This window comes from Acinetobacter sp. ANC_7634, from assembly GCF_056779875.1.
Window position 1 is genome coordinate 147,009 of the sequence record NZ_JBWYIT010000006.1, and the last position, 21,938, is coordinate 168,946.

Consider the following 21,938-nt stretch of genomic DNA (forward strand, 5'->3'; position numbering starts at 1 on the left):
TCAGCGCATAAAAAAAGAGAACCAAAGGTTCTCTTTTTTTCGAATAATCTAAACTTTAGATTATTGAGCAGCAGAAGCAGCAGCAGTAGCGTCAGCAGCAGCGTCAGTAGCTTCAGCAGCAGCATCAGTAGCTTCAGCAGCAGCAGCGTCAGCTTGAGCAGCAACTTCAGAAGAAGCTTCAACAGCAGCAGCGTCAGCAGCTACAACAGCTTCAGAAGCAGCTTCTACAGCTTCAGATGCAGCAGCGTTTGCGTCAGCAGCAGCTTCTTCAGTTTTTTTAGCACAACCAACGAAAGCTAAAGTAGTAGCAACGGCAGCAGCAATAGCAATTTTTTTGAATAACATGGCATCACTCTCATTAAAATAAATTGAGACAAAAAACCCGGTTAGTCTGTTGTGTGCTTTTATTATTCCTAACGTTAGTAAGGTTAATAACGCATGGAGCAGCCTAACTGGTATGCCGACATGCTATCACTGAGTATTTTGAATTACTACTAGGCGAAATGAAAAAATGCTTAAAAAATGAGAAATTTGCCCCTATTTTTAACAGAAAATTACAATCATTTTTGCATTTTGAATTGGAGAAATACTAAGTAAATACTTAAAAAATAAAGGGAATTAAAATACAAGATGATAAAAATCACATACTTGCAAGAAAAGTTACATTCAAAAGTCGGTATTGTGTATTTATGTAAATGGTGTCAACCCAAATAAAAGGCCATCAATAAATGATGGCCTTTTGCGTATTAGTTGGCAGCTTTGCGTTTCATTTGATCGAAGAAATCATCATTGGTCTTGGTTTCCTTCATGCGATCAAGTAAGAATTCCATCGCAGCAAGTTCGTCCATAGGATGGAGAAGCTTACGTAAAATCCAAACCTTACGTAGTTTATCTTCATCCATGAGACGTTCTTCACGACGTGTACCAGATTTCTTGATATTCATCGCAGGGAATACGCGCTTCTCTGCAATACGGCGATCAAGCGTAATTTCTTGGTTACCTGTACCTTTGAATTCTTCGTAGATGACTTCATCCATTTTACTGCCAGTTTCAATTAAAGCAGTAGAAATGATCGTAAGTGAACCACCTTCTTCGATATTACGTGCAGCACCGAAGAAACGTTTTGGACGTTCTAAAGCGTGGGCATCAACACCACCAGTTAAAACTTTACCTGATGATGGAATAACAGTGTTATATGCACGTGCTAAACGTGTAATTGAGTCAAGCAAAATAACAACGTCTTTTTTGTGTTCTACCAGACGTTTCGCTTTTTCAATCACCATTTCAGCGACTTGAACGTGACGTGCAGGTGATTCGTCAAATGTTGAAGCAACAACTTCACCACGAACGGTACGTTCCATTTCTGTTACTTCTTCTGGGCGCTCATCAATGAGAAGAACGATTAGGAAGCATTCAGGATTATTACGAACAATAGATTGAGCAATGTTTTGGATCAACATTGTCTTACCAGCTTTAGGTGGTGCAACAATAATTGAACGTTGACCTTTACCAATTGGAGCAACTAAATCGACAACACGCGCAGTTAAATCTTCAGTCGAACCATTTCCTAACTCCATCACTAATTGTTCAGTTGGGAATAAAGGCGTTAAGTTTTCGAAAAGAATCTTATTGCGAGAGTTTTCTGGCGTGTCGTAGTTAATTTGATTCACTTTTAAAAGTGCAAAATAACGTTCGCCTTCTTTTGGTGGACGAATCGTACCTGTAATCGTATCCCCAGTGCGCAAATTGAAGCGGCGAATTTGAGAAGGGCTGACATAAATGTCATCTGGACCCGCAAGGTAAGACCCTGCTGCAGAACGTAAAAAACCGAAACCATCAGACAGAATTTCAAGAACACCATCGCCGAAAATTTCTTCACCATTCATAGCATGGCGTTTCAAAATGGCAAAAATAATGTCTTGCTTACGGTTACGTGCCATTCCTTCAAGGCCCATGAACTCAGCAATTTTGATGAGTTCGCCTATCGGTTTTTTCTTGAGTTCAGTTAAGTTCATAAATGGTCGATTGAATTAAAAGGAAGTGTGGAACACAGATAGAATAGAAGCAAAAGACATCCGCAGTGCAAGAAAAGAGCAGCAATTGATTTGCACAATAACAAACTCAGAATCTAGTAAGTTCTTTCGAGGAGAAATGTGTAAACAATTTCTTTAGCCGAGCGGCGATCTTATGTTTTGTGTATTGTAAGAAACGAGGAGAAATTGTCCAAGTGTTTCTTGATCATGCAATATAAGTGAGATATGGCTCTTTGTCAATTTTACCGTCAAAAAAAGCGCCAAAAATTTGACGCTTTCAAGGCAATTAAAATTGAAAGAATTAGATATTTTCTTCAATAAAAGCTGCAAGTTTAGATTTAGGAGCTGCACCAACTTGTTGAGCAACAACTTCACCATTTTTGAACATCAATAAAGCTGGGATATTACGAATATTGTAATTTACAGCAGTTTGTTCGCATGAAGTTACGTCAACTTTTACGATTTTAACCTTACCTTCGTATTCAGTTGCTAAAACTTCAAGTACAGGAGCAATAGCTTTACATGGCGCACACCAGCCTGCCCAAAAATCAACAAGAACTGGCGTGTCAGAATTTAAAACGTCAGCTTCAAAATTAGCATCAGTTGTATTAACAATATTAGCAGACATGGAATTTGCTCCGAATAATTTTTTGAAAACGGTCTATCTATGTATATAAGTATTACATAGACCACTTTAACAAAGTAGGGGATAGGGTTTATTTTCGGACTAAATTCTGTAAATGTCTAATTGATGCTCACGATTTCCATGATCGGTGTAACACAATTGTCATATATGATGATTTTTTAAATAGTCGTTAAATTGACTAAATAAATGGCTTTTAAATTACAGTTATGTGAATTAATCTAGGCACAATTCTGGTTGAACTTAGCGCAACAATGTCTGATTTTTTGATTGATGAAGAACTCCTTGCAGCCATTGATATGGGCTCAAACAGCTTCCACTTGGCGATTGCTCGAGTTGATCATGGTGAGGTAAAAAAAGTCGCATCGATGTCTGAAAAGGTCCAATTGGCCGCAGGTTTAGATGAAAATAAAAATTTGACAGAAGCTGCTCAACAACGTGGTTTAGCATGCTTAGCTCGATTTGTAGGGCGCCTAAGTTCAGTCCAATCCAATCGCTTAAGAATTGTCGCCACCAATGCGTTGCGCCAAGCTAAAAATGGGCATGAATTCATTCAAAAAGCAGCTGAAATTCTGCCTAAACCTATTGAAATTATTGCTGGTCGTGAAGAAGCACGTTTAATTTATTTAGGTGTATCACATACTATGGCGAACAGCGGTCGCCGTTTGGTGATTGATATTGGTGGTGGCTCGACTGAGTTAATCATTGGTGAAGAGTTTGAGCCGATTCATACTGAATCCGTGCAAATGGGATGCGTTGCATTTACGAAGGCCTATTTTGCAGACGGCGATATTAATCCAAAAGCTTTCGATCGTGCGGTGACTGCTGCACGCAAAGAAATCTCGGGTATCGCGACAACTTATCGTGCGGCAGGATGGGATACTGTTGTCGGTTCAAGTGGAACCATTAAAGCCTGTCGTCAAATTGCGGTAAATATGGGCTGGAGCGATGATCAGGAAAACTTGACTCGTGAAGGCTTGGAAAAACTTAAAGATAAATTACTCAAATATAAACATATTTCAGACATGGAATTTGAGGGTCTTAAGGAAGATCGTCGTGCAGTCCTACCTGCGGGTATTGCGATTTTATACGCTGTATTTGAAGTTCTTCAAGTTGATAAGCTGGTCTATTCAGATGGCGCCTTACGAGAAGGTGTAATGTATGATTTGCTCGGGCGCTTCCAGCATGAAGATATTCGAGATCGTAGCGTACAAGCCTTGATGGGGCGTTATGGTGCTGATCAAAAACAAGCAGAACGTGTTGTTGAAACGGCTCAACAATTATTTGATAGCGTGGCAGGAACGCTTGGTCTAAATAATGACGATAGTGATTTGCTACGTCGAGCAGCTTATCTTCATGAAATAGGTTTAGCCATTAGTCATAGTGGTTATCATCGTCATGGCGCATATTTGCTTCAGCATTCTGACATTGCTGGTTTTTCACAAATTGATCAAAATCATTTGTCACATTTGGTCGCTCATCATCGCCGTAAATTGCGTGCTGAAGCAAAAAATGATGTGACGAAAGTCGGTGGAATTAAACTTGTCTATCTATGTTTGCTCCTTCGTCTCGCAATTTTGCTGAATCACAGCCGAAGCGATGAGATGCTTCCTGCCATTGAATTAAAGATATTAGATGAGCAACAATGGCAACTGAAAGTTTCTGGTGATGCAAAACAATGGCCTTTGTTGGTTGCAGAGCTGCATGATGAGCAGGTGCAATTTAAACATTGGGATATCGTTTTGAATATTCAGTCGGAACAATTTATTGGCTAACAGAAGCTGATAAGCGAATTTTATTAGTTAACTACGTCATAGTTAATTTAGGGATATTCATCGACTTATGAAAAATAAAGCTGCTCAATCTAAAGCATGGAAAACGGTTCAAATTGCGCGTCATCCAGATCGCCCACAATTTTTAGATTATGTGAGCGAAATTTTTACAGAATTTGATGCACTTCATGGTGACCGTTTATATGGTGATGATGGTGCAATGGTTGGCGGTTTAGCACGTTTTAATGGTCAGGCTGTGATGGTGGTTGGTCAACATCGTGGTCGTAGTACACGTGAAAAGTTACAGCATAATTTTGGGATGAGTAATCCAGAAGGCTATCGCAAGTCTCAGCGTTTACTTGATATGGCTGAACGCTTTAATCTTCCAGTTTTCACATTTATTGACACCATGGGTGCATACCCTGGTGTAGGTGCTGAAGAGCGTGGACAAGCAGAAGCAATTGCTACGAGTCTAGCTCAACTCTCAAGTTTAAAAGTACCTGTCATCGCGACTGTTCTAGGCGAGGGTGGTTCTGGCGGCGCATTAGGCATTGGCGTTGCAGATCGTGTGATTATGCTCTCTCACAGTATTTACTCTGTGATTTCACCTGAAGGTTGTGCCTCAATTCTTTGGAAAACTGCTGAAAAAGCTGAGCAAGCGAGTGAAGCACTTGCACTCACTGCAGATAAACTGAAAGAACTTGGTATTGTTGAGTATGTTGTAGATGAAGGTGAGGGTGCTCATCTTCAGCCAGACGTAGTCATGGATAAATTAAAACATGTGTTACAAGCTGCACTTGATGAGCTTGTTCCAATGGATGCAAATGCAAGATGCGAAGCACGTTACCAACGTTTAATGAAGTTTGGCAGCGACAATTCAGGTCTAGCTTCTTAAAACAAATTGCCAAATTTGGTGATGAACACACGTTCTTAGTGGGATGCAGTGGCGGCATGGATTCCATGCTGTTGCTGTATATCATGTCTCAATTAATTCCCCAAAAAATCCGTGCGATTAATATTAACCACCAGTTGCAATCTGCAAATCAGGAATGGGCTGAATTCGTCCATCAATTTTGTATAGCAGCGCACATCCCTGTGGTTCTCGAGACAGTTCAAGTTGCTGAGGGGAATTTGGAACAGCAAGCTCGAGCAGCACGTTATCAAGCTTTTAAACATCATTTATCCGACACAGATATTTTAGTACTGGCACATCATCAGCAGGATCAAGCTGAGACCGTATTATTACGTTTGTTCTCTGGTGCTGGAATACAGGGGTTGTCCGCGATGAAATTATTAGATTCACGTGAAGACATCATTATTTGGCGACCACTATTGAATCTAAGTCGTGAGCAGATTTGCCAATGGGTAGAACAACTCAAATTGCCCTACGTGGATGACCCGACCAATTTTGATACGCATTATGATCGAGCTTGGTGCCGTCATGAGCTTTGGAATATTTTGCAAAGCCGATTCCCTAAAATGCAACAGGCGATTGTGAGAACTAGTGTGCTGATGCAAGATGCGGATGAAATTTTGCAAGAGGTTTTACAGCAAGATTTGGCGTTCTGTGGCGATGATGATCATCTAGATTTACGACAACTCAATCAATTAAGTTTAGCAAGAAGAAGACAACTTTTATCCAATTGGATGAAAGGTAAGGATCAATACCGTCCTGCATTTGAGATGGTAGAGCGGTTGACTGAAGAAGTTATTTTGGCGAAACCTGATGCACAAGCAGCATTGCATTGGAATGGACAATATTATGTTCGTTTCCAAAACATCTTATATCGAGTTGCTAAGGATGAATACTTAGCAGAATCGAATACAACTGATTCAGAAATAAAATTTGAAATCCAGCAAGTTGTAAATTTAGCTTCGGGTCAATTTAAGATCTGCCAACATCAGGAAGAGTATGGTCTGCGTACAGAACTTTTAAATCAGCCTTTGACATTGCATTATCGTCAAGGTGGGGAAAAAGTCCATTTGCATGGACGTGTGGGGAAATGGCCATTAAAAAAAGCAATTCAAGAGGCACAAATTTTTCCATGGAAGCGTCATACTATTCAAATTTTAAGCTTAGATAATGTTATGCTTGGTGTTTTCACGCCAAAAGGGTTTTGGCTGGCTGAATCAGAGTATTGTGAAGTCGGTGGTTGGCAGCCAAAGTTAGTTTCATCGCTATAAAATCAAGGTTGAGAGTCGTTCATGAGTGTTGCGTTAAACTGTAATATTTGTTTCATTGGTGGTGGTAATATGGCTCAAGCCCTAATTGGAGGGTTGATTAGTCGTGGTTTACCAACAACGCGTATTACAGTTTCCGATCCTGTAGAACGTGTGAGAGAGTTATTAAAAGAAAAAGAAATTCAAGTTACAGACAATAATGAAGACGCGATCCAAAATGCTGATGTTGTTGTTCTGGCGGTGAAACCACAAGTACTGGCACAAGTTCTTAAACCGTTAAAAGATAAATTTGAGAATAAGTTAATTGTTTCGATTGTAGCAGGAGCTGAAATTGCAACGATTGCTGCATTAACGGGGACGGATTTTATCGTTCGTGTCATGCCTAATACACCTGCATTGGTTCAAACAGGTGCCCATGGTTTATATGCTCATGACGTTGTTGACCAAGCAAAGCGTGAATTGGCAAGTCAGATTTTAGCTGCAACAGGCTTAACACTTTGGGTAAACTCAGAAGAGCAAATTGATGCAGTAACTGCGGTATCGGGGTCAGGTCCAGCGTACTTTTTCTATATGATGGAAAGTATGATTCGTGCTGGGAAAAATTTAGGCTTGGATGAGAAAACTGCAACAGCATTAACGCTACAAACAGCTCTCGGTGCTGCACAAATGGCGATCACCAGTTCTAATACGCCATCTGAACTGCGTAGAAATGTGACATCACCAAATGGTACAACTCAAGCGGCCTTGGAAGTTTTTGATCGAGCGCAAATTTCACAGAATATTCAAGCTGCTCTTGCGGCTGCAAAAAAACGCAGTCAGGAGCTCGCTCAGGAATTAAGTGATAGTTCTAAATAACTAAATTTTAGGAAAATTGAAGTATGGGTGCGAACTCTGCGCTATTTTTTGACATTATCATTAATGTTGCGATTTTATTGGTATTTTTCCGTTTTTTAATGCAATTAGCGGCAGTCAGTCCATATAACCCTGTTGTGCTATCGACAGTGAAAGCAACTAAAATTGTAGATGTGTTTGGACGAATCTTGCCAACTGTGGCACAGGGGCGTGTAAATCTAGCAGCTTTAGTGCTGATCGTGTTGTTGTATTTTCTTAAGGTATTTGGCTATAAATATTTAAATGCCTTACCAACAGGCGATGCATTGTATTTTATTGGTTCAACAGTACTTTCAATGTTGCAGGCATTAATTTCAATTCTTAAATATTTACTGTTCGCTTACATCATATGTAGTTGGATTTTGATGTTTTCACAAACACGTTCACCCTATATTGAAGTGATTCAAGAATTAGCTGAACCGATGTTGGCACCATTCCGTAAAGTAATGCCAAATTTAGGGATGATTGATCTTTCTCCAATCCTTGCATTCTTTACACTTTATATTGCTGAAATCATGTTGAAATCAATTGGTTAAATCTAAATTGTGGATTTAAACAATTTCATAAAAAAGGACTCATTTGAGTCCTTTTTTACAATCTAAGAATCTTAGAAATTAGTGCGCTTCGCCCCAGTTTTTCCCTTTGCCGACTTCAACAACAAGTGGCACAGAGAGTTGAACAACACCTTGCATTGCATCTGCGATTTTAATAGCGATCTCGTCAGCGATCGCTTCATCTACCTCAAACACTAATTCATCGTGAACTTGCAATAATAATTTGGCCTGATCTTTAGGTAGAATTTTATCTACTTCGATCATTGCCATTTTGATAATCTCCGCAGCAGAACCTTGAAGAGGCGCATTAATTGCAGCGCGTTCAGCTGCCTTTCGAATCATCATATTGCGCGCATCGATATCTGGGGTGTATAAGCGTCGCCCTGTAATGGTTTCAACAAAGCCTTGTTCTAATGCGACTTGTCGTGTGCGTTGCATATATTCATAAATGCCAGGATAGCGATGGAAATATTGTTTAATGTAATTTTGAGATTCTTCGCGTGTGAATCCCAACTGACGTGTTAAACCAAACTCAGACATGCCATAAAGTAATCCAAAGTTGACTGCCTTGGCTTGGCGACGTTGATCATTGGTTACATCATCCAAAGCAATATTTAATACTTCTGCTGCAGTACGGCGATGAACATCTTGGCCGTGATTAAACGCGTCAACTAAAGCCTCATCTTGTGAAAAATGTGCCATAAGACGTAGTTCAATTTGTGAGTAATCGGCAGCAAGTAAAACCCGACCTTCAGGTGCAACAAAAGCTTTTCGGATTTGACGACCGATCTCTTCGCGAATTGGAATATTCTGAAGATTAGGATCAGTAGAAGATAATCGTCCAGTTGCGGTTAAAGCTTGATGGTAGCTGGTATGAACACGATGACTTTCGTTATTGGCTTGTTTGATTAAACCGTCAGTATAGGTACTTTTTAATTTAGACAAGCCACGATATTCTAAAATAAGTGCAGCGATCGGGTGATCAATTTTCTCAAGAATGCTTTCGCTGGTACTGTATTGACCTGTTGAAGTTTTCTTACCACCTTTTAAACCTAACTTATCAAAAAGAATATCACCCACCTGCTTAGGTGAGCTGACATTAAAAGGTTGACCAGCGATTTCGATAATCTGATTTTCTAACTCTAGAATTGTATTAGAAAATTCTTGACCCAATTGATCGAGGAAACTCAAATCGAGCTGAATTCCATTTTCTTCCATCGTCGTCAGAACTGCAGCTGTCGGCATTTCGATTTGATGAAGAATATTGAGAAGCTCTGGGATTTCTTTAAGCTTACGCTCCAATACCTCATACAAACGATAGGTTACATGGGCATCTTCAGCGGCATAATGCGCTGCTGTTTCGATTTCAATTTGATTAAAGGTTTTTTGTTTAGCACCTTTGCCCGCCACTTGTTCGTAAGTGGTGGTTAAGTGGCTAAGATAAACGCGCGCAACGTCATCCATACCATGGCGCGTCGCCACAGCATTGAGCACGTACGAGGCAAGCATGGTGTCAAAGTACCAGCCTTGTAAATGAATTCCATGATTTTCGAGAATATGAGCATCATATTTTAAATGATGACCAATCTTCTCAATCTCAGCGTTTTCTAAAATTGGTTTGATTTGCGCAAGAATAGCGTCGCGATCCAATTGCTCTGGAGCACCTTCATAATCGTGAGCAAGCGGAACGTAATATGCATCTTGGGCATCAAATGCCACAGAGAAGCCTACCATCTCTGCAACACGATAATCTAAACTTGTGGTTTCAGTATCGAAAGCAAAACGTTTCTCAGTAGTCAATCTTTGAAAGAGTTTTTCCCAATCCGCTGGTGTTAAAACGGTATGGTAAGTTGCCTCGCCAAGCTGATCATCTACACTAGTCTGAACCGCTTGGTCTTCGATTTTCGATGTTGCAGTACTCGGTTTTGCGACAACTTGACTTGATTGTTTATACGCAGCACTATTTGGATTGTTGGGATGATCTAAAGACTGAAGTTGATTTCTAAACTCAAGTTCGGTGTAAAGCTGACGTAACTCTGCAACATTTGGATCTCGGAGTTTAAGATCATCGTAGGTCAGATTCATGTCTAAGTCACAAACAATACTTGCTAGCTGATGATCTAGCGCAATACCATCTACATTGTCTTTAATATTTTGGCCTACTTTGCCTTTAATTTTATCGACATTTTCAAGAATTCCGCCTATTGACCCATATTCATTCAGCAGTTTAGCCGCAGTCTTTGCCCCGATACCAGGAACGCCCATGATGCCGTCAGAGGCATCTCCCATGAGGGTTAAATAATCAATAATTTGGTTCGGCCAAACACCAAACTTTTCAAAAACGCCATTCACATCCATGGGCTTGTCTTTAAAACTGTCTTCAAGTGTCACTTTGTCCGTGACCAATTGAGCCATGTCTTTATCGCCTGTAGAAATCAAGACTTGATAGCCCTCTTTTTCTGCACGTTTTGCCAGCGTACCGATGATATCATCGGCTTCCGCGCCTGGAATGGCATGGAGTGGGATACCTAAAGCGCGTATTAAATTATGTAAATATGGAATTTGTTGAGCGAGTTCGTCAGGCATGCTCGGTCGATCCCCTTTATATATTGGGGAAAGTTGATGACGGAAAGTTGGTTCAGGTGTGTCAAAAATGACAGCCATGTGTGTAGGTTGAACACGACGCATTAATTTTTGGATAGCAGAAATAGCTCCGCGAATTGCGTTGGTTTGTAAACCTGTTGACGTCGTTAGCGGTGGTAGTGCGTGATAAGCACGAAATAAAAAATATGACCCATCGACCAAGACAAATGGTGGCATTGAAACGTTCCTAATCCAATTAACTTTTTTATTGTACGTGATTTTCAGCAGTTGCGCTGATACAAGATTTGCAATCAAGTGTACAGAATATGCGATGAAAAACGCAAAATGCCAATTCTTGCTGAGGTATCATCAATCTAGTTAAAAAGGAATGATGTGTATGCTGAAGCAACATAGTGAAATAAAAATGATTTGGTTGATGCTACTCATCATAGTAGCGATCAGTGCTTGGGTTCTAGAGTTGCCGATCATTACGTTTTTATGTGTTGCTGCATTCCTCATAAGTGTTATGCAATATGCCCATCATGTTGAAAAACCGCTTACCAACATTGAGCAACAGACTCATTATTCGAAGCAGAATACATCACGATTGCCCTTATATATTTCGTCATTTTTTGCACTAATTGGTAGTTTGTTCGATTGGACATGGTTGGTTGGATTAGGTTTAACATTCTGGATTTATTTTTTTCTAAACTGGTTGCGACAACTTGAGGGGCGATTAATTCAAATCGGTGCTTTGCAGGAAAAGCTAATAAAACTAGATCGAGACGATCAGACCAGCACCACAAGTATTTTACAAGATTCAGAGGGAATCCAGACAAATCAGCAGCATGATTTGGGTTTTGGGATGCAAATCAGACGATGGATCTTTCATGGTAATCCTGTTCTCAAAGTTGCGATTACCGTCCTAGTGATTGGGGTCGTCTTATTATTGAGATATATGGTTGAACATTGGACCTTAAGTCTTTCAATCAAACTTTTGGCTGTTGCTGTCATCGCCGTCATATGTGTTGCCTTTGGTTATCATATACAGAAAAAAAACCGCGGCTTTGGTCTTGCTTTACAAGGACTGGGTTTTGCGGGATTGTTATTAAGTATTCTATTTGCTTATCACGATGATCTGTTAAATCTCATTAATACGATTACGCTTTACAGCTTGAGCATGCTGTCGTTGGTCATGCTGATTTTAAAACAGCGGTCAGTGGAGCTTTCCCTGATGGGAGTTTTGGTTGCTTATATTGCACCGTTCACATTACCTCATGCAGATTTTTCCTCAGCTCAATTACTGTCTTATTATCTAGCGGTCAATTGTGTTGTAGGTGTAATTTGTACATTACATCCATGGAAAATACTCACTCAAATAGCGTTGCTGCTCATTGTTGTTATCGGTGGTGGTTATGGCTTTCTGAATGGCGGTGTTGCAGAGAGATTCGTTTTATCCTGTCTAGTTATTGTACATGCGAGTGTATTTATTTGGTTGGGTTTCAGATTTAACCAGCTCGCTACACATCAAAATCAAGCTCATTTAGGTCAGCGTATTATTGACTCCGCATTGATTTATGTCAGTCCCTTGGTCGCATATGCATTTTTACATCTCATGTATTTAGATCAAACATCGGTTCAAATTGCCTTGTGTTTGGGTTTTGCATTGACTCACTTTGCGATTTTTAAAGTTGTGCAGCACGCGAAATTTGATACGGCGATTAAACAAAATTATTTAATGTTAGGTTTTATTTTTCTAAGTTTTATCCCGCCGATCTTGATCCCACAAGTATGGAGTGTGATCGGGTGGATCATTGAAGGACTTCTTATTTTAATTTGGGGCTTGCATCGTGAGTTTAGGGTAGGTCGAACATTAGGTTATGCGTTGTTAGCAGTTGGATTATTTTCGTATTTATACTATTTGATCGAGTTAGCATCAATTCCAAATATCATCCCATGGTTACTAGGTCTAAGTTATATCCTTGCGATTGCGGTCTCCAATATTGTTATGCGTTATCAAAAACAGCTGACACTGTCAGATAAAATTTTCCTGTCTATTTTTTCTTTTTTTGCGAGTCTTTTACTGCTTTATCAAGGTGTGGAAAGTTTTAGTGAACCGATGAGATTAATCTACACACTTGCATTCACAACTGCGATTTATTTTGCTGCTAATTTAGTCTTACAACCGCGCCAAGTAGTCTCATGGTCATGGTTATTACCAAAATGGTTGGGGCTGATTCCTATTGTAGTGTTCGCAGCTATTATGCTGATCGATCAATACACTCAAGGAGTCATCGTCTGGCAGTCATTTGGTGCGCAAGGCTTGTTTATCTTGGCTTGTTTGGGCCTGAGCTATCTGTGGTTAAAACCAATTTCAAATGCTCAGTATGAAAATGAATGGATCGCCTTTGGTGGACTCGCTTCTTTAGCTTGTGCCAGCGTGGGTGTAGTTTCAATGTCACCTATGATGGGAGCTGTCCTTTTACCGTTGATACTTTATGGCTATAGTATTTTTAAAACAACAGACTTGAATAAGCTTTGGTTAACAAAGACTAGCCTCATTTTATTGTTGTGCTGGATTGTCAGCTCACAAATTTGGGTGGTAGAACCTTTTTGGAAATATTTTATCCCAATCTTAAATCCTATTGATGTCGTCAGTCTGGCTGGTTTGTGGGTGCTTATTCAGGTGCTTCGCAGTCAAATCAGAAAGGGGCTAGAGCGAACACTTGGCGCATTTTTGATCTTACTCGCTGTGCTATGGGTAAGTAGTTATGTACTTCTCAGAGCCTTGCATTTTTATTTTTCTACACCTTATAACCAGTGGATCATTTGGCAAGATTCTGCAGTGCAATTGGCGTTGACATTATTGTGGGTGGTCATGGCATTCATTGTGATGAAATATGCCGCTGTCATCCATAATCGAGTGGTATGGATGTTTGGTGCAAGTATTTTAGCGATCGTGACGTTTAAATTGGTATTGTTAGATTTATCCCATATCGGCACTCTAAGTCGAGTTTTATCATTTTTAGGCGCGGGAGGATTGATGCTGATTATTGCGTACATCGCCCCAGCGCCAGAGCAAAATCGAGTAGAAGAGACTAATGCTTGATCCTGAGATCAAGCATTAACCTTAATTCATTATAATTTAGGCTCTCTTTTGATTTCCTTATCATTGGCGTATTGGTCTATTTCCTCATCTGTTAACGAGGGTTGTGGAGGGCGATCAACAAAACCCATTTTAGGTACAGGAATTTCAATATGGTGATCAACAAAACCGTTTCGAATCCGCTCTTGCATTTCATCACGCACTTTTAAAAAGTTTTCCTGTTGGCACCAAATGGCGAATAACAATTCGATTGAAGATTCACGGAATGCGGTTACCGTTACAGCAGGTTTGGGATCTGCTAACACTAAAGGATAGCTGTTTGCCACTTTTAATAAAACTTCTCGTACTTTAATGATGTCTTCATGAAAGTTGATTGCAAGTGTAATGGGGATGCGCCGTATCGGGAATTTAGAAAGGTTGTGTACGGGAGCACGAATTAATTGCTCATTAGGTAAACGGACATAGACATTATCTTGAGTCAGTAATTTGACAGACAGTAAATCAATGGAGATCACTTCACCTTCGATGGTATGTCCACGAATTAACGTAATTTGAATGGTGTCACCAATTTCAAAAGAACCTTCACCAATCAAGAATAAACCGCTGATCAAGTTCGTCGCAGAGGTTTGAGATGCAAAACCCAGCGCTACGGTCAAAATACCAGCGGCACCTAGAAATACACTTAATTTAAAACCTGCTTCTTTTAAACTAGCCATCACAAAGATGAGGAAAATAAAATAAAAAATACCGCGCCGCCATACCAAACGCTGATGAGCATTAAATTTGGCGCCGATCGTTCTCACAAAAGTATTGGAAACGACTCGAGCAAAAAGGAATCCAATAAAGCAAAGCACAATCGCAATAATAATTTCAGTTAAGCGATCCGTATTGATATTGGTAAATATACTTTTGAGGCTATCAGCAATGGTGCTGGTAAGACTATCTGCCATATGCCCCCCCCTTAGAAGAATGAATCAAACATGTTAAATAAAGTACTACCTGGGGCACGTGCTGGATTGACATAAATTACATCACCTGCCAATGGTGGGGTGCGATTTTCAATACGAATACGTGCTGGTCGATCCATCCCTTCGTGAATGACTTTAATTTGTGATGTCCATAATCGCTCTGTACTTTCACTATAAAACAAAGGCAGGGCAGGAACAGGTACATTCATTCGATCGAAACGGAGTTGATGTCCACTGACATTGTGAAAGTCAATTGGAGTGACCGCACGAAATGCACGTGGACGAAGTTGTTTGAGTTCTGTGCGACCATCGACTGAAGTGGCGTAACACATTTCACCACTGCGTTGATCAGGACCGAACCATGTATCTTTAGGCATAATGACCGGTATATCGAATAATGGGGTCTTTTGACTTTCGACATAACCTGAAAGCCACAGAGGGGTACTAATATAAAGCGTGCCACGTTGACCAGCTGGAATGTAAATTGGGTCTACAGGACGGATCACCACAGATCGATCTGCAAGACGTGGTATCAATTGAATTTTAGGGTGAGTTTCCCTGAACATGTAACGTTCAACATGTACTGGACGAGGAAATGAAAAATGGGGGTCATCCATTTCCTGCCACTTTTGTTCGTAGTCGTATTGAATTTGAGGACGGTAGTACTCCATGCGCCATTCTTGTAAGCCACGAGTGAGTCGAAAGAGCAATGAACCAAATTGCCAAGCACGCACTTGATTGAGTTCAAAATGCTGCTCACCCCACCATCTTAAAGTCGAAGGGTTTTGCTCAAGTTTCTGATCTAGTGACAATAGGGAATATCCTTAAATAAATTCATTAAAAAACTGTCTTCACGCTGTCAAATGCTTAGAGTACACTCGAGGTAATTTTAATCATGATTATCATCCCTTATGCAAGTACTTAAACAAATACAAATACCGTATAGTTTTGCAAAAAAGCATGGCGTTTTGTTGCGTTATGAAGGGGATCAAGTTTTTATTGTCCGTCGTCAAGATACTGCTTTGGTTGCTTTGCAAGAAGCACGCCGTTACGTGGGGCGTACAGCCCAATATCAATTGGCGACTGAACAAGATTTTAGTCAGTTACTCAGTTCAAGTTATGCTGGCGAGACAGGCGAGTCTCAGCAAGTGGCTGCTGGTTTAGAAGATCATCCTGACTTGTTAAGTTTAGCCGATCAAGTACCTGAAGCAGAAGATCTGATGGATCAGGAAGACGATGCTCCGATTGTTAGATTGATTAACGCATTATTGTCCGAAGCCATTCGAGTGAGTGCATCAGATATACATATTGAAGCTTTTGAAAAAAAGTTATCGGTTCGTTTACGTGTTGATGGGCAACTTCGAGAAATCGTGCAACCACGTCGTGAACTTGCCCCATTGTTAGTTTCACGTATTAAAGTAATGGCAAAACTTGATATTGCTGAAAAGCGAATTCCTCAGGATGGTCGTATCTCTTTACGACTGGCAGGTCGTGAGGTGGATGTCCGTGTTTCGACTTTACCCTCTTCACATGGTGAGCGCGTAGTAATGCGTCTTTTAGACAAGCAAGCAGGTCGTTTAAATATGACCCATTTGGGTCTGATGAAAGATGATTACGAGCGATTAACCCAATTAGTGCATCGTCCTCACGGTATCATTCTCGTGACCGGACCGACAGGTTCTGGTAAAACGACGACACTTTATGCTGCACTCTCGGATTTAAATGACGGATCTAAGAATATTTTGACCGCGGAAGATCCAATTGAATATCAACTTGAAGGTATTGGACAAACTCAGGTTAACACTAAAGTGGATATGACATTTGCGCGTGCGTTGAAAGCGATGCTTCGTCAAGATCCAGATGTGGTGATGGTGGGGGAAATTCGAGATTTAGAAACTGCAGAAATTGCTGTGCAAGCATCTTTGACGGGTCACTTGGTATTGTCGACGTTGCATACCAATACTGCGATTGGTGCAGTGACGCGTTTAAAAGACATGGGAATTGAGCCATTTCTTCTGTCGAGTTCTTTAATTGGTGTGATTGCGCAACGATTGGTTCGTACTTTGTGTTCGCATTGTCATAGTTGGCGTGCCGCGGATGACTTTGAAAAAGAAATTTTTAAGAATGTCCATGATGGTATTGCGCTCAATCTGCCTCAACCAGAGGGGTGTGAACATTGTGCGCATACAGGTTTTAGTGGTCGTACCGCCATTTATGAAATCGTCCCTGTTGATGATGGAATGCGCCGTCTGATTCACGGGAATGCTGCAGAGTTTGAAGTTGAAAACTATGCTCGCCAGCAGTCAGGTTCGATACGTGATGATGGATTACGAAAGGTGCTTGAAGGTAAGAGTACATTAGAGGAAGTACTTCGAGTAACAAACGAAGCGGCGGAGTGATTCAGAGATTATTTAATAATTCTCGATAAAACGAAGAAGCGCTGATTTGAAATTAAGCCCGAAAGCTGAGGATTCAACAAAAGAGCCCAATCGGAGATGAAAGGGCTTCTTTTATATGGTTAAACAACTGATTTTAAATGGGTTCTAACATGAACTTAACCTACAACGCTAAAAAAGCTGAGATGCAATATGCATATCAGCGTGATTTTTAGGATTGAAACAACTGGATCAAAAAATCACATTCAAGGTCACATCAATATTGCCACGTGTTGCATTTGAATATGGACAAACGATATGAGCAGCATCTACTAGCTTTTGAGCTTGCTCTTTATCCAAGCCTTCCAGATGAATATTTAAAGTGGCTGCTATTCCAAAACCAGTTGGAATAGGACCAATACTCACTTCACCTTCAATATAAGCATCTGGTGTGATTTTCAATTTATCGCGGTTGGCAACAAATTTCATCGCACCTAAGAAACATGCAGAATAACCAGCAGCAAATAATTGCTCTGGATTTGTTCCACCACCGGGACCACCCATTTCTTTTGGTACAGCGAGCCGAACATCTAAAATTTGATCTGATGATGTAGCACGACCATCACGCCCACCAGTAGCTTTTGCATGTGCGGTATAAACAACTTTTTCTAATGACATGATTCCTTCCAGATAGAGTATAGGTGAATATCTATACTCTCTGATTTAAAAGGAATGATAAGCGGTAATTTTGTAAAGCTTGGTATTCAATTTTTTATGTGTGAGCAGGTTAAAGCTGAATAAGTTTACGATGCTGAATTAATGGCATCGATTCTCTAATTTTTTTCTGTTCATCGATGTCAAACGGAACTGTAATCATTTGAGCACCTTCTTCAGAGATGATATCTAACAATTGACCACGAGAATTCGCAGCACCAGAGTGACCCCAGGTTTGTCTTTTTTCACCGTGCCACCCTTGTTGAGCTGAGCCTAAAACTTGGCATTGACTATCCATGGCACGAGCTTGTAAAAGTAATTGCCAGTGCATTTGACCTGTCGTGTAAGTAAAAGCAGAAGGTGCTGTTAAAATATTTGCGCCTTGTGCGCGCAGCTTTAAAGCAAGTTCAGGAAAACGAAGGTCATAGCAGACCATTAAACCAATATTGCCAAATGGAGTTTTAGCAATGACGGTTTGATCACCTGGTTCAAAAAACTTAGATTCTTGATATCCACCTACCGCATCACCGACTTGAACATCGAATAAATGAATCTTGTCATAACGTGCTTCTGTCTTTTCAGGGCTAATACAAAGACTGGTTGTTCTGACACGACCATCTGGCACAACGGTGCCGTCTGGGCGAAAAGGACAGGGGAGTGTCCCAGCAACAATCCACATTTGATATTGATGAGCAAGTTGTTCTAAACGAGATTGTATTTCTTCAAATCGTTCAGCAGTCTCACGCTGTTTGCCTGCCGCAAAACAAACGAAATTCTCCGGGAAAACGATCAAGGAGGCCCCTTGATTCTTACTTTTTGCTAACAATGATTCAATGACTTGAAAGTTATTTTCAATATCATTTTGGGAGTTCATTTGGGTGACAGAAAGTAAGGTTGTCATGAGGTTCTCCTTAAGCGCTCAGTATGCTTAAGAGAATATCAGATGCTGTGATCGATGGTATCTTGTTGTTGTTCTAATTGTTTAACCAAAGGTTCGAACATATTTTGGTTATCAGCATTTAATTTCATTAATGTACGATGAGCATCTAATACAGTTGAAAGCATTGCATTATGTGTGATGTGTTCGTCCAATAAAGCGCGCGTGCACACATTCGGATCTCCGCAATAGTTTAAAATTACGAAAACCTGACCAAGACCCATACTGTTCGCAAGTGTAGTGATATCTGGGTTAGTAGATAACATAACAGCTTGAACTTGATGCACTTGTTTGAGCTTTAATCCAAGTTTTGCGAGGATTCCAAGCACAGTACTGTCTATGAATGTAGTTTGGGTTAAATCAACAATTGCGCCTACGACGTTTTGTTGTTGTTCAATCCGAGATAATAATTTATCAAGGCTTATACAAGATTGAGCGCGCACTTCTCCAATGAGTTTGAAAATGTGCGTACCATCCAAGCTTGCATATTCAACATGACCTGTTGACATATAAATGCCATTTGCAGAAAGGATGCTAAAATTATCACATAGCGCAAGTCGATACTCAAGTAGTCTTCAGTCGTAGATCGATTTATAAACAGCTACACTATTGATTATTAACTTAATTTAGACGTTGGAAGCTGAGTATTGCAATATCATCTGCAACATGTTCAGGAACTTCGAATGATTGATTTTGCAAGTGATAGACCAATTGTGTGAATTGTTCATTCAATCCACCATCAAAAGGTTCAAGTGCACCATCTGAGCAAATAATAAAACGAGCTCCACGATTCAACGTACATTCAAACTCTTCAATTTCGAGATCTTCAGTAAGACCTAAGGGAAAGCTGCTGGTGTTGAGGATGCGAGCATCCTGATTAGGTTCAAAGATAATTGCTGGAGGGTAATGCCCTGCGCTTGACCACTTAAGCTGGTGGGTCTCTAGATTCAATGTGCCTGCAATCATTGTAATATGCTTTTCGATGTTCTCTTGTAAAAGCATGCCATTAAGTTTTTTGAGGAGTTCTCGTGGGGTTTTCGATCTACCGTGAAATGCAGCCATCCAAGAGGTAAGAAGTGAGCTTGTTACACCATGTCCAGAAACATCAGCGAGATAAAATAAGATTTCACGATCACTGAGTTTCCAATAATCATACCAATCACCAGATAAGTAAGCTGACGGTTGAAATAAAGTCTCAACTTTATAATTAAGTAGGTCGATTGGGTTGGGTAATAGTTTTTTTTGTAATTCGGCTGCGGAGGGCAGGTCGCGGCTGTCCTGATTACGTTTGTATTTTGCTTCAATTTTAGCAATCGATTTTGCGAGGTCTTTTGGAAGACGATCCCAAATCCAGCCAGCGAGTGCACCAAGTTCCCATGCTTGCGAGAGTTGAAGTCCCTCATCTGCATGACCTATCACGATCGTAGGGAGGGTCCATTTATATTGCAGAAAATCATTAACATCACTAATGGCAATGATGGTTGAATCGTAAAGATGAAGATCATCTATATGAATCATTTGTAAACTCGGCAGAGCCTCTAGAACGCTATCTAGAAGATGGATGTCACGAGTGGGTTGAATGAAATACATAGATGAAAGAATCAATCCTAAATGCTTTATTTATAAAACTATCTTAGACGAACTTATATCGAACGCCAAGTTAAAGTCTAAAAACAGAAGATTTAGACTTTAACTTGCATATGGTTTCTATTCGGATTCCATAGACTCATCCATGAAGGATTCATCATCTGAAAAATCATCTTCAATAAATAGTCCAGAACCCGTTTCTAAACCGCGTTTTTCAGCAATAACATAGTTTTTTCGTTGTAAGTAGGCATCACGCATTGCTGCATACTTGTCACCTTGCAAGACTTGTTCAATCTCTAAAAGTTGAGCACGTGTATCTAATGCGCTAAGTGCCCAGTCACTATAATAGATGCGATCATGACCATCGAGTAAATATTTTTGAGGGCGTGCCTGACTATCCACTACGCGACCAACAGTATCACGGAGGGTGCTTGGTCCCATAAAAGGAAGAACGAGGTAAGGACCAGAAGGGACACCGTAATAGCCTAGAGTAGTTCCAAAATCCTCATCTTCCATTGGGAGAGATAAGCGACGTGCAGGATCAGCGAAACCAAGCGTTGTAATTGTATTTAATGTAAAACGACCAAACGTTTGTGCGGCACGTTTAAAGCGACCTTGAGCAACCTGATTTACAGCATTCCATGGCTCACCCAAATTGTCTCGGAAGCCACGTACTGAATCTCTAACTTGTTCTGGAACTTTATCAGCGTACTGCACGGCTATGGGGCGCAAGACATTTTGATCGACAACATCATTAAATGCGTAGATTTGTCTGTTTAAAGGTTGAAGTGGATCTTTTTCATTTTCAGGTAATGCTGCTGTTGCATTGACTTTGAAATTAACAATTTTTAAATTTTTTAAATCTTTGATGGATCCATTGGTGTTAACTGAATTTTCTAAAGCTGGTTGTGAAGACTTAGCAATATCGTTGTTTAAAGGCTGATTATTATCATTTGAGGTAGACAACTGATCAGATGTTGATAGTGCAGTATCGTCAGCAGTTTTATTGCCTGCAATCTCAGGTTGTTTGGCGTAAGCGGGTGCAGCTAAACCAATACTTAACATACTGACCCAAAGAAGTTGAGAGTACTGCATAAAAACATCCTAGAATAAAAGCTGAATATTAGTCTTATTAAATAAATAGTAAGTACGAACAGAATAACGCCATTATAGCGAGAGTTGAAAGCAGTTTACTAAAGCATATTTGCACAAAAAATGTGAATTAATCGTGAAAAAAGAGTGATTTTGTAGAAAATATAATCACTTGTTAAGAAAATATAATTAAATTTTAAAAAAAGTAGTTGCATTGGGGGAGGAATGCTGTAGAATGCACATCCATCGGCGGTGATGTTGATTAAAACTTGTTGAAAAACAAGGATTTAGCTGAATAAGTTGGATCTAAGTTTTGAGAATGAGTTAGAAAATAAATTAACATTGCTAGTTGACTTTCTGAAAAGAAAGGGTAATATAGCCGACCTAGCTTGATGCTGACGAAGCATTAAGAAGATCATTAAGAGATTATGAAGAACAACTTGTGTGGATTTTTACTGGTTGATTGATCGATATATATTATCATTAATAATTGGTAGAAATT

At 40.1% G+C, this 21,938-nt stretch carries 18 protein-coding genes; 7 read left to right on the forward strand and 11 right to left on the reverse strand.

Annotation, left to right across the window (positions count from 1 at the left end; all coding sequences use genetic code 11):
* Window positions 1-60: 60 nt before the first annotated feature.
* The 3 genes from AC1M9A_RS08380 to trxA all read right to left on the reverse strand — a co-directional run bounded on the left by AC1M9A_RS08380 (window position 61) and on the right by trxA (window position 2,661).
* On the reverse strand, window positions 61-345 hold the full coding sequence (locus AC1M9A_RS08380; protein ID WP_035268570.1) for a hypothetical protein: 285 nt from the start codon (window positions 343-345) through the stop codon (window positions 61-63).
* 401 nt (window positions 346-746) lie between these two features.
* Window positions 747-2,015, reverse strand: a complete 1,269-nt coding sequence (gene rho, locus AC1M9A_RS08385; RefSeq protein WP_035268567.1) for a transcription termination factor Rho — start codon at window positions 2,013-2,015, stop codon at window positions 747-749.
* Window positions 2,016-2,334: 319 nt separating this feature from the next.
* Window positions 2,335-2,661 (reverse strand): thioredoxin, encoded by a 327-nt coding sequence (gene trxA / locus AC1M9A_RS08390; RefSeq protein ID WP_035268564.1) that lies wholly within the window; start codon window positions 2,659-2,661, stop codon window positions 2,335-2,337.
* Window positions 2,662-2,930: 269 nt separating this feature from the next.
* Between trxA and ppx the strand changes: the two genes are divergently transcribed.
* The 5 genes from ppx (at window position 2,931) to AC1M9A_RS08415 (ending at window position 8,056) form a co-directional block, all read left to right on the forward strand.
* Complete coding sequence (gene ppx / locus AC1M9A_RS08395; protein ID WP_035268561.1) at window positions 2,931-4,451, forward strand: exopolyphosphatase; 1,521 nt, start codon at window positions 2,931-2,933, stop codon at window positions 4,449-4,451.
* 67 nt (window positions 4,452-4,518) lie between these two features.
* Window positions 4,519-5,343: an acetyl-CoA carboxylase carboxyltransferase subunit alpha gene (locus AC1M9A_RS08400; RefSeq protein WP_035268558.1), complete on the forward strand. Its 825-nt coding sequence runs from the start codon at window positions 4,519-4,521 to the stop codon at window positions 5,341-5,343.
* Window positions 5,280-6,632, forward strand: coding sequence for a tRNA lysidine(34) synthetase TilS (tilS, locus tag AC1M9A_RS08405; protein ID WP_481591520.1), 1,353 nt, complete (start codon window positions 5,280-5,282; stop codon window positions 6,630-6,632). The genes AC1M9A_RS08400 and tilS overlap by 64 nt, the downstream gene beginning before the upstream one ends.
* A 21-nt stretch (window positions 6,633-6,653) precedes the next feature.
* Window positions 6,654-7,484 carry a pyrroline-5-carboxylate reductase gene (gene proC, locus AC1M9A_RS08410; RefSeq protein WP_481597628.1) on the forward strand — a complete coding sequence of 277 codons (831 nt, stop codon included), beginning with the start codon at window positions 6,654-6,656 and terminating at the stop codon, window positions 7,482-7,484.
* Between the two features lie 23 nt (window positions 7,485-7,507).
* Window positions 7,508-8,056, forward strand: a complete 549-nt coding sequence (locus AC1M9A_RS08415) for a YggT family protein (RefSeq protein WP_092768361.1) — start codon at window positions 7,508-7,510, stop codon at window positions 8,054-8,056.
* A 78-nt stretch (window positions 8,057-8,134) separates the two neighbouring features.
* On the opposite strand, the gene polA is transcribed toward AC1M9A_RS08415, so the two are convergent.
* The gene (polA, locus tag AC1M9A_RS08420) at window positions 8,135-10,894 is read right to left on the reverse strand and encodes a DNA polymerase I (RefSeq protein ID WP_481610016.1); all 2,760 of its coding nucleotides are present in this window, start codon (window positions 10,892-10,894) and stop codon (window positions 8,135-8,137) included.
* A 160-nt stretch (window positions 10,895-11,054) separates the two neighbouring features.
* On the opposite strand from polA, the gene AC1M9A_RS08425 reads away from it, so the two are divergent.
* The gene (locus AC1M9A_RS08425; protein ID WP_481610017.1) at window positions 11,055-13,766 is read left to right on the forward strand and encodes a DUF2339 domain-containing protein; all 2,712 of its coding nucleotides are present in this window, start codon (window positions 11,055-11,057) and stop codon (window positions 13,764-13,766) included.
* 29 nt (window positions 13,767-13,795) lie between these two features.
* Here the strand turns inward: AC1M9A_RS08425 and AC1M9A_RS08430 are convergent, their stop codons facing one another.
* Together AC1M9A_RS08430 and AC1M9A_RS08435 are read right to left on the reverse strand one after the other, a co-directional pair.
* Window positions 13,796-14,713 carry a mechanosensitive ion channel family protein gene (locus AC1M9A_RS08430; RefSeq protein ID WP_481610018.1) on the reverse strand — a complete coding sequence of 306 codons (918 nt, stop codon included), beginning with the start codon at window positions 14,711-14,713 and terminating at the stop codon, window positions 13,796-13,798.
* A gap of 11 nt (window positions 14,714-14,724) precedes the next feature.
* A complete protein-coding gene (locus tag AC1M9A_RS08435; protein WP_092768367.1) occupies window positions 14,725-15,543 on the reverse strand; it encodes a hypothetical protein in 819 nt (272 codons plus the stop codon).
* A gap of 99 nt (window positions 15,544-15,642) precedes the next feature.
* Between AC1M9A_RS08435 and gspE the strand changes: the two genes are divergently transcribed.
* On the forward strand, window positions 15,643-17,130 hold the full coding sequence (gspE, locus tag AC1M9A_RS08440) for a type II secretion system ATPase GspE (protein WP_481588729.1): 1,488 nt from the start codon (window positions 15,643-15,645) through the stop codon (window positions 17,128-17,130).
* A gap of 228 nt (window positions 17,131-17,358) precedes the next feature.
* On the opposite strand, the gene AC1M9A_RS08445 is transcribed toward gspE, so the two are convergent.
* From AC1M9A_RS08445 to AC1M9A_RS08465, 5 genes are all read right to left on the reverse strand, one after another.
* Entirely contained in the window at window positions 17,359-17,784 is a 426-nt protein-coding gene (locus AC1M9A_RS08445) for an organic hydroperoxide resistance protein (protein WP_481608957.1), read from the reverse strand.
* A 109-nt stretch (window positions 17,785-17,893) separates the two neighbouring features.
* A complete protein-coding gene (locus tag AC1M9A_RS08450; protein WP_481610019.1) occupies window positions 17,894-18,721 on the reverse strand; it encodes a carbon-nitrogen hydrolase family protein in 828 nt (275 codons plus the stop codon).
* A 38-nt stretch (window positions 18,722-18,759) separates the two neighbouring features.
* Complete coding sequence (gene gigB / locus AC1M9A_RS08455) at window positions 18,760-19,266, reverse strand: anti-anti-sigma factor GigB (protein ID WP_035268529.1); 507 nt, start codon at window positions 19,264-19,266, stop codon at window positions 18,760-18,762.
* A gap of 112 nt (window positions 19,267-19,378) precedes the next feature.
* Window positions 19,379-20,347 carry an RsbU family protein phosphatase GigA gene (gene gigA, locus AC1M9A_RS08460; protein ID WP_035268527.1) on the reverse strand — a complete coding sequence of 323 codons (969 nt, stop codon included), beginning with the start codon at window positions 20,345-20,347 and terminating at the stop codon, window positions 19,379-19,381.
* Window positions 20,348-20,464: 117 nt separating this feature from the next.
* On the reverse strand, window positions 20,465-21,439 hold the full coding sequence (locus AC1M9A_RS08465; protein ID WP_481610020.1) for an MlaA family lipoprotein: 975 nt from the start codon (window positions 21,437-21,439) through the stop codon (window positions 20,465-20,467).
* Window positions 21,440-21,938: the final 499 nt, after the last annotated feature.

Excerpts from the sequence above, each read along its gene's own strand:
- proC (WP_481597628.1), top strand. The coding sequence starts at position 6,654 with ATGAGTGTTGCGTTAAACTGTAATATTTGTTTCATTGGTGGTGGTAAT.
- AC1M9A_RS08380 (WP_035268570.1), bottom strand. The coding sequence starts at position 345 with ATGTTATTCAAAAAAATTGCTATTGCTGCTGCCGTTGCTACTACTTTA.
- AC1M9A_RS08465 (WP_481610020.1), bottom strand. The coding sequence starts at position 21,439 with ATGCAGTACTCTCAACTTCTTTGGGTCAGTATGTTAAGTATTGGTTTA.
- gspE (WP_481588729.1), top strand. The coding sequence starts at position 15,643 with ATGCAAGTACTTAAACAAATACAAATACCGTATAGTTTTGCAAAAAAG.
- ppx (WP_035268561.1), top strand. The coding sequence starts at position 2,931 with ATGTCTGATTTTTTGATTGATGAAGAACTCCTTGCAGCCATTGATATG.
- polA (WP_481610016.1), bottom strand. The coding sequence starts at position 10,894 with ATGCCACCATTTGTCTTGGTCGATGGGTCATATTTTTTATTTCGTGCT.
- AC1M9A_RS08400 (WP_035268558.1), top strand. The coding sequence starts at position 4,519 with ATGAAAAATAAAGCTGCTCAATCTAAAGCATGGAAAACGGTTCAAATT.
- tilS (WP_481591520.1), top strand. The coding sequence starts at position 5,280 with ATGCGAAGCACGTTACCAACGTTTAATGAAGTTTGGCAGCGACAATTC.
- AC1M9A_RS08425 (WP_481610017.1), top strand. The coding sequence starts at position 11,055 with ATGCTGAAGCAACATAGTGAAATAAAAATGATTTGGTTGATGCTACTC.
- AC1M9A_RS08445 (WP_481608957.1), bottom strand. The coding sequence starts at position 17,784 with ATGTCATTAGAAAAAGTTGTTTATACCGCACATGCAAAAGCTACTGGT.
- gigA (WP_035268527.1), bottom strand. The coding sequence starts at position 20,347 with ATGTATTTCATTCAACCCACTCGTGACATCCATCTTCTAGATAGCGTT.
- gigB (WP_035268529.1), bottom strand. The coding sequence starts at position 19,266 with ATGTCAACAGGTCATGTTGAATATGCAAGCTTGGATGGTACGCACATT.
- trxA (WP_035268564.1), bottom strand. The coding sequence starts at position 2,661 with ATGTCTGCTAATATTGTTAATACAACTGATGCTAATTTTGAAGCTGAC.
- AC1M9A_RS08450 (WP_481610019.1), bottom strand. The coding sequence starts at position 18,721 with ATGACAACCTTACTTTCTGTCACCCAAATGAACTCCCAAAATGATATT.
- rho (WP_035268567.1), bottom strand. The coding sequence starts at position 2,015 with ATGAACTTAACTGAACTCAAGAAAAAACCGATAGGCGAACTCATCAAA.
- AC1M9A_RS08415 (WP_092768361.1), top strand. The coding sequence starts at position 7,508 with ATGGGTGCGAACTCTGCGCTATTTTTTGACATTATCATTAATGTTGCG.
- AC1M9A_RS08430 (WP_481610018.1), bottom strand. The coding sequence starts at position 14,713 with ATGGCAGATAGTCTTACCAGCACCATTGCTGATAGCCTCAAAAGTATA.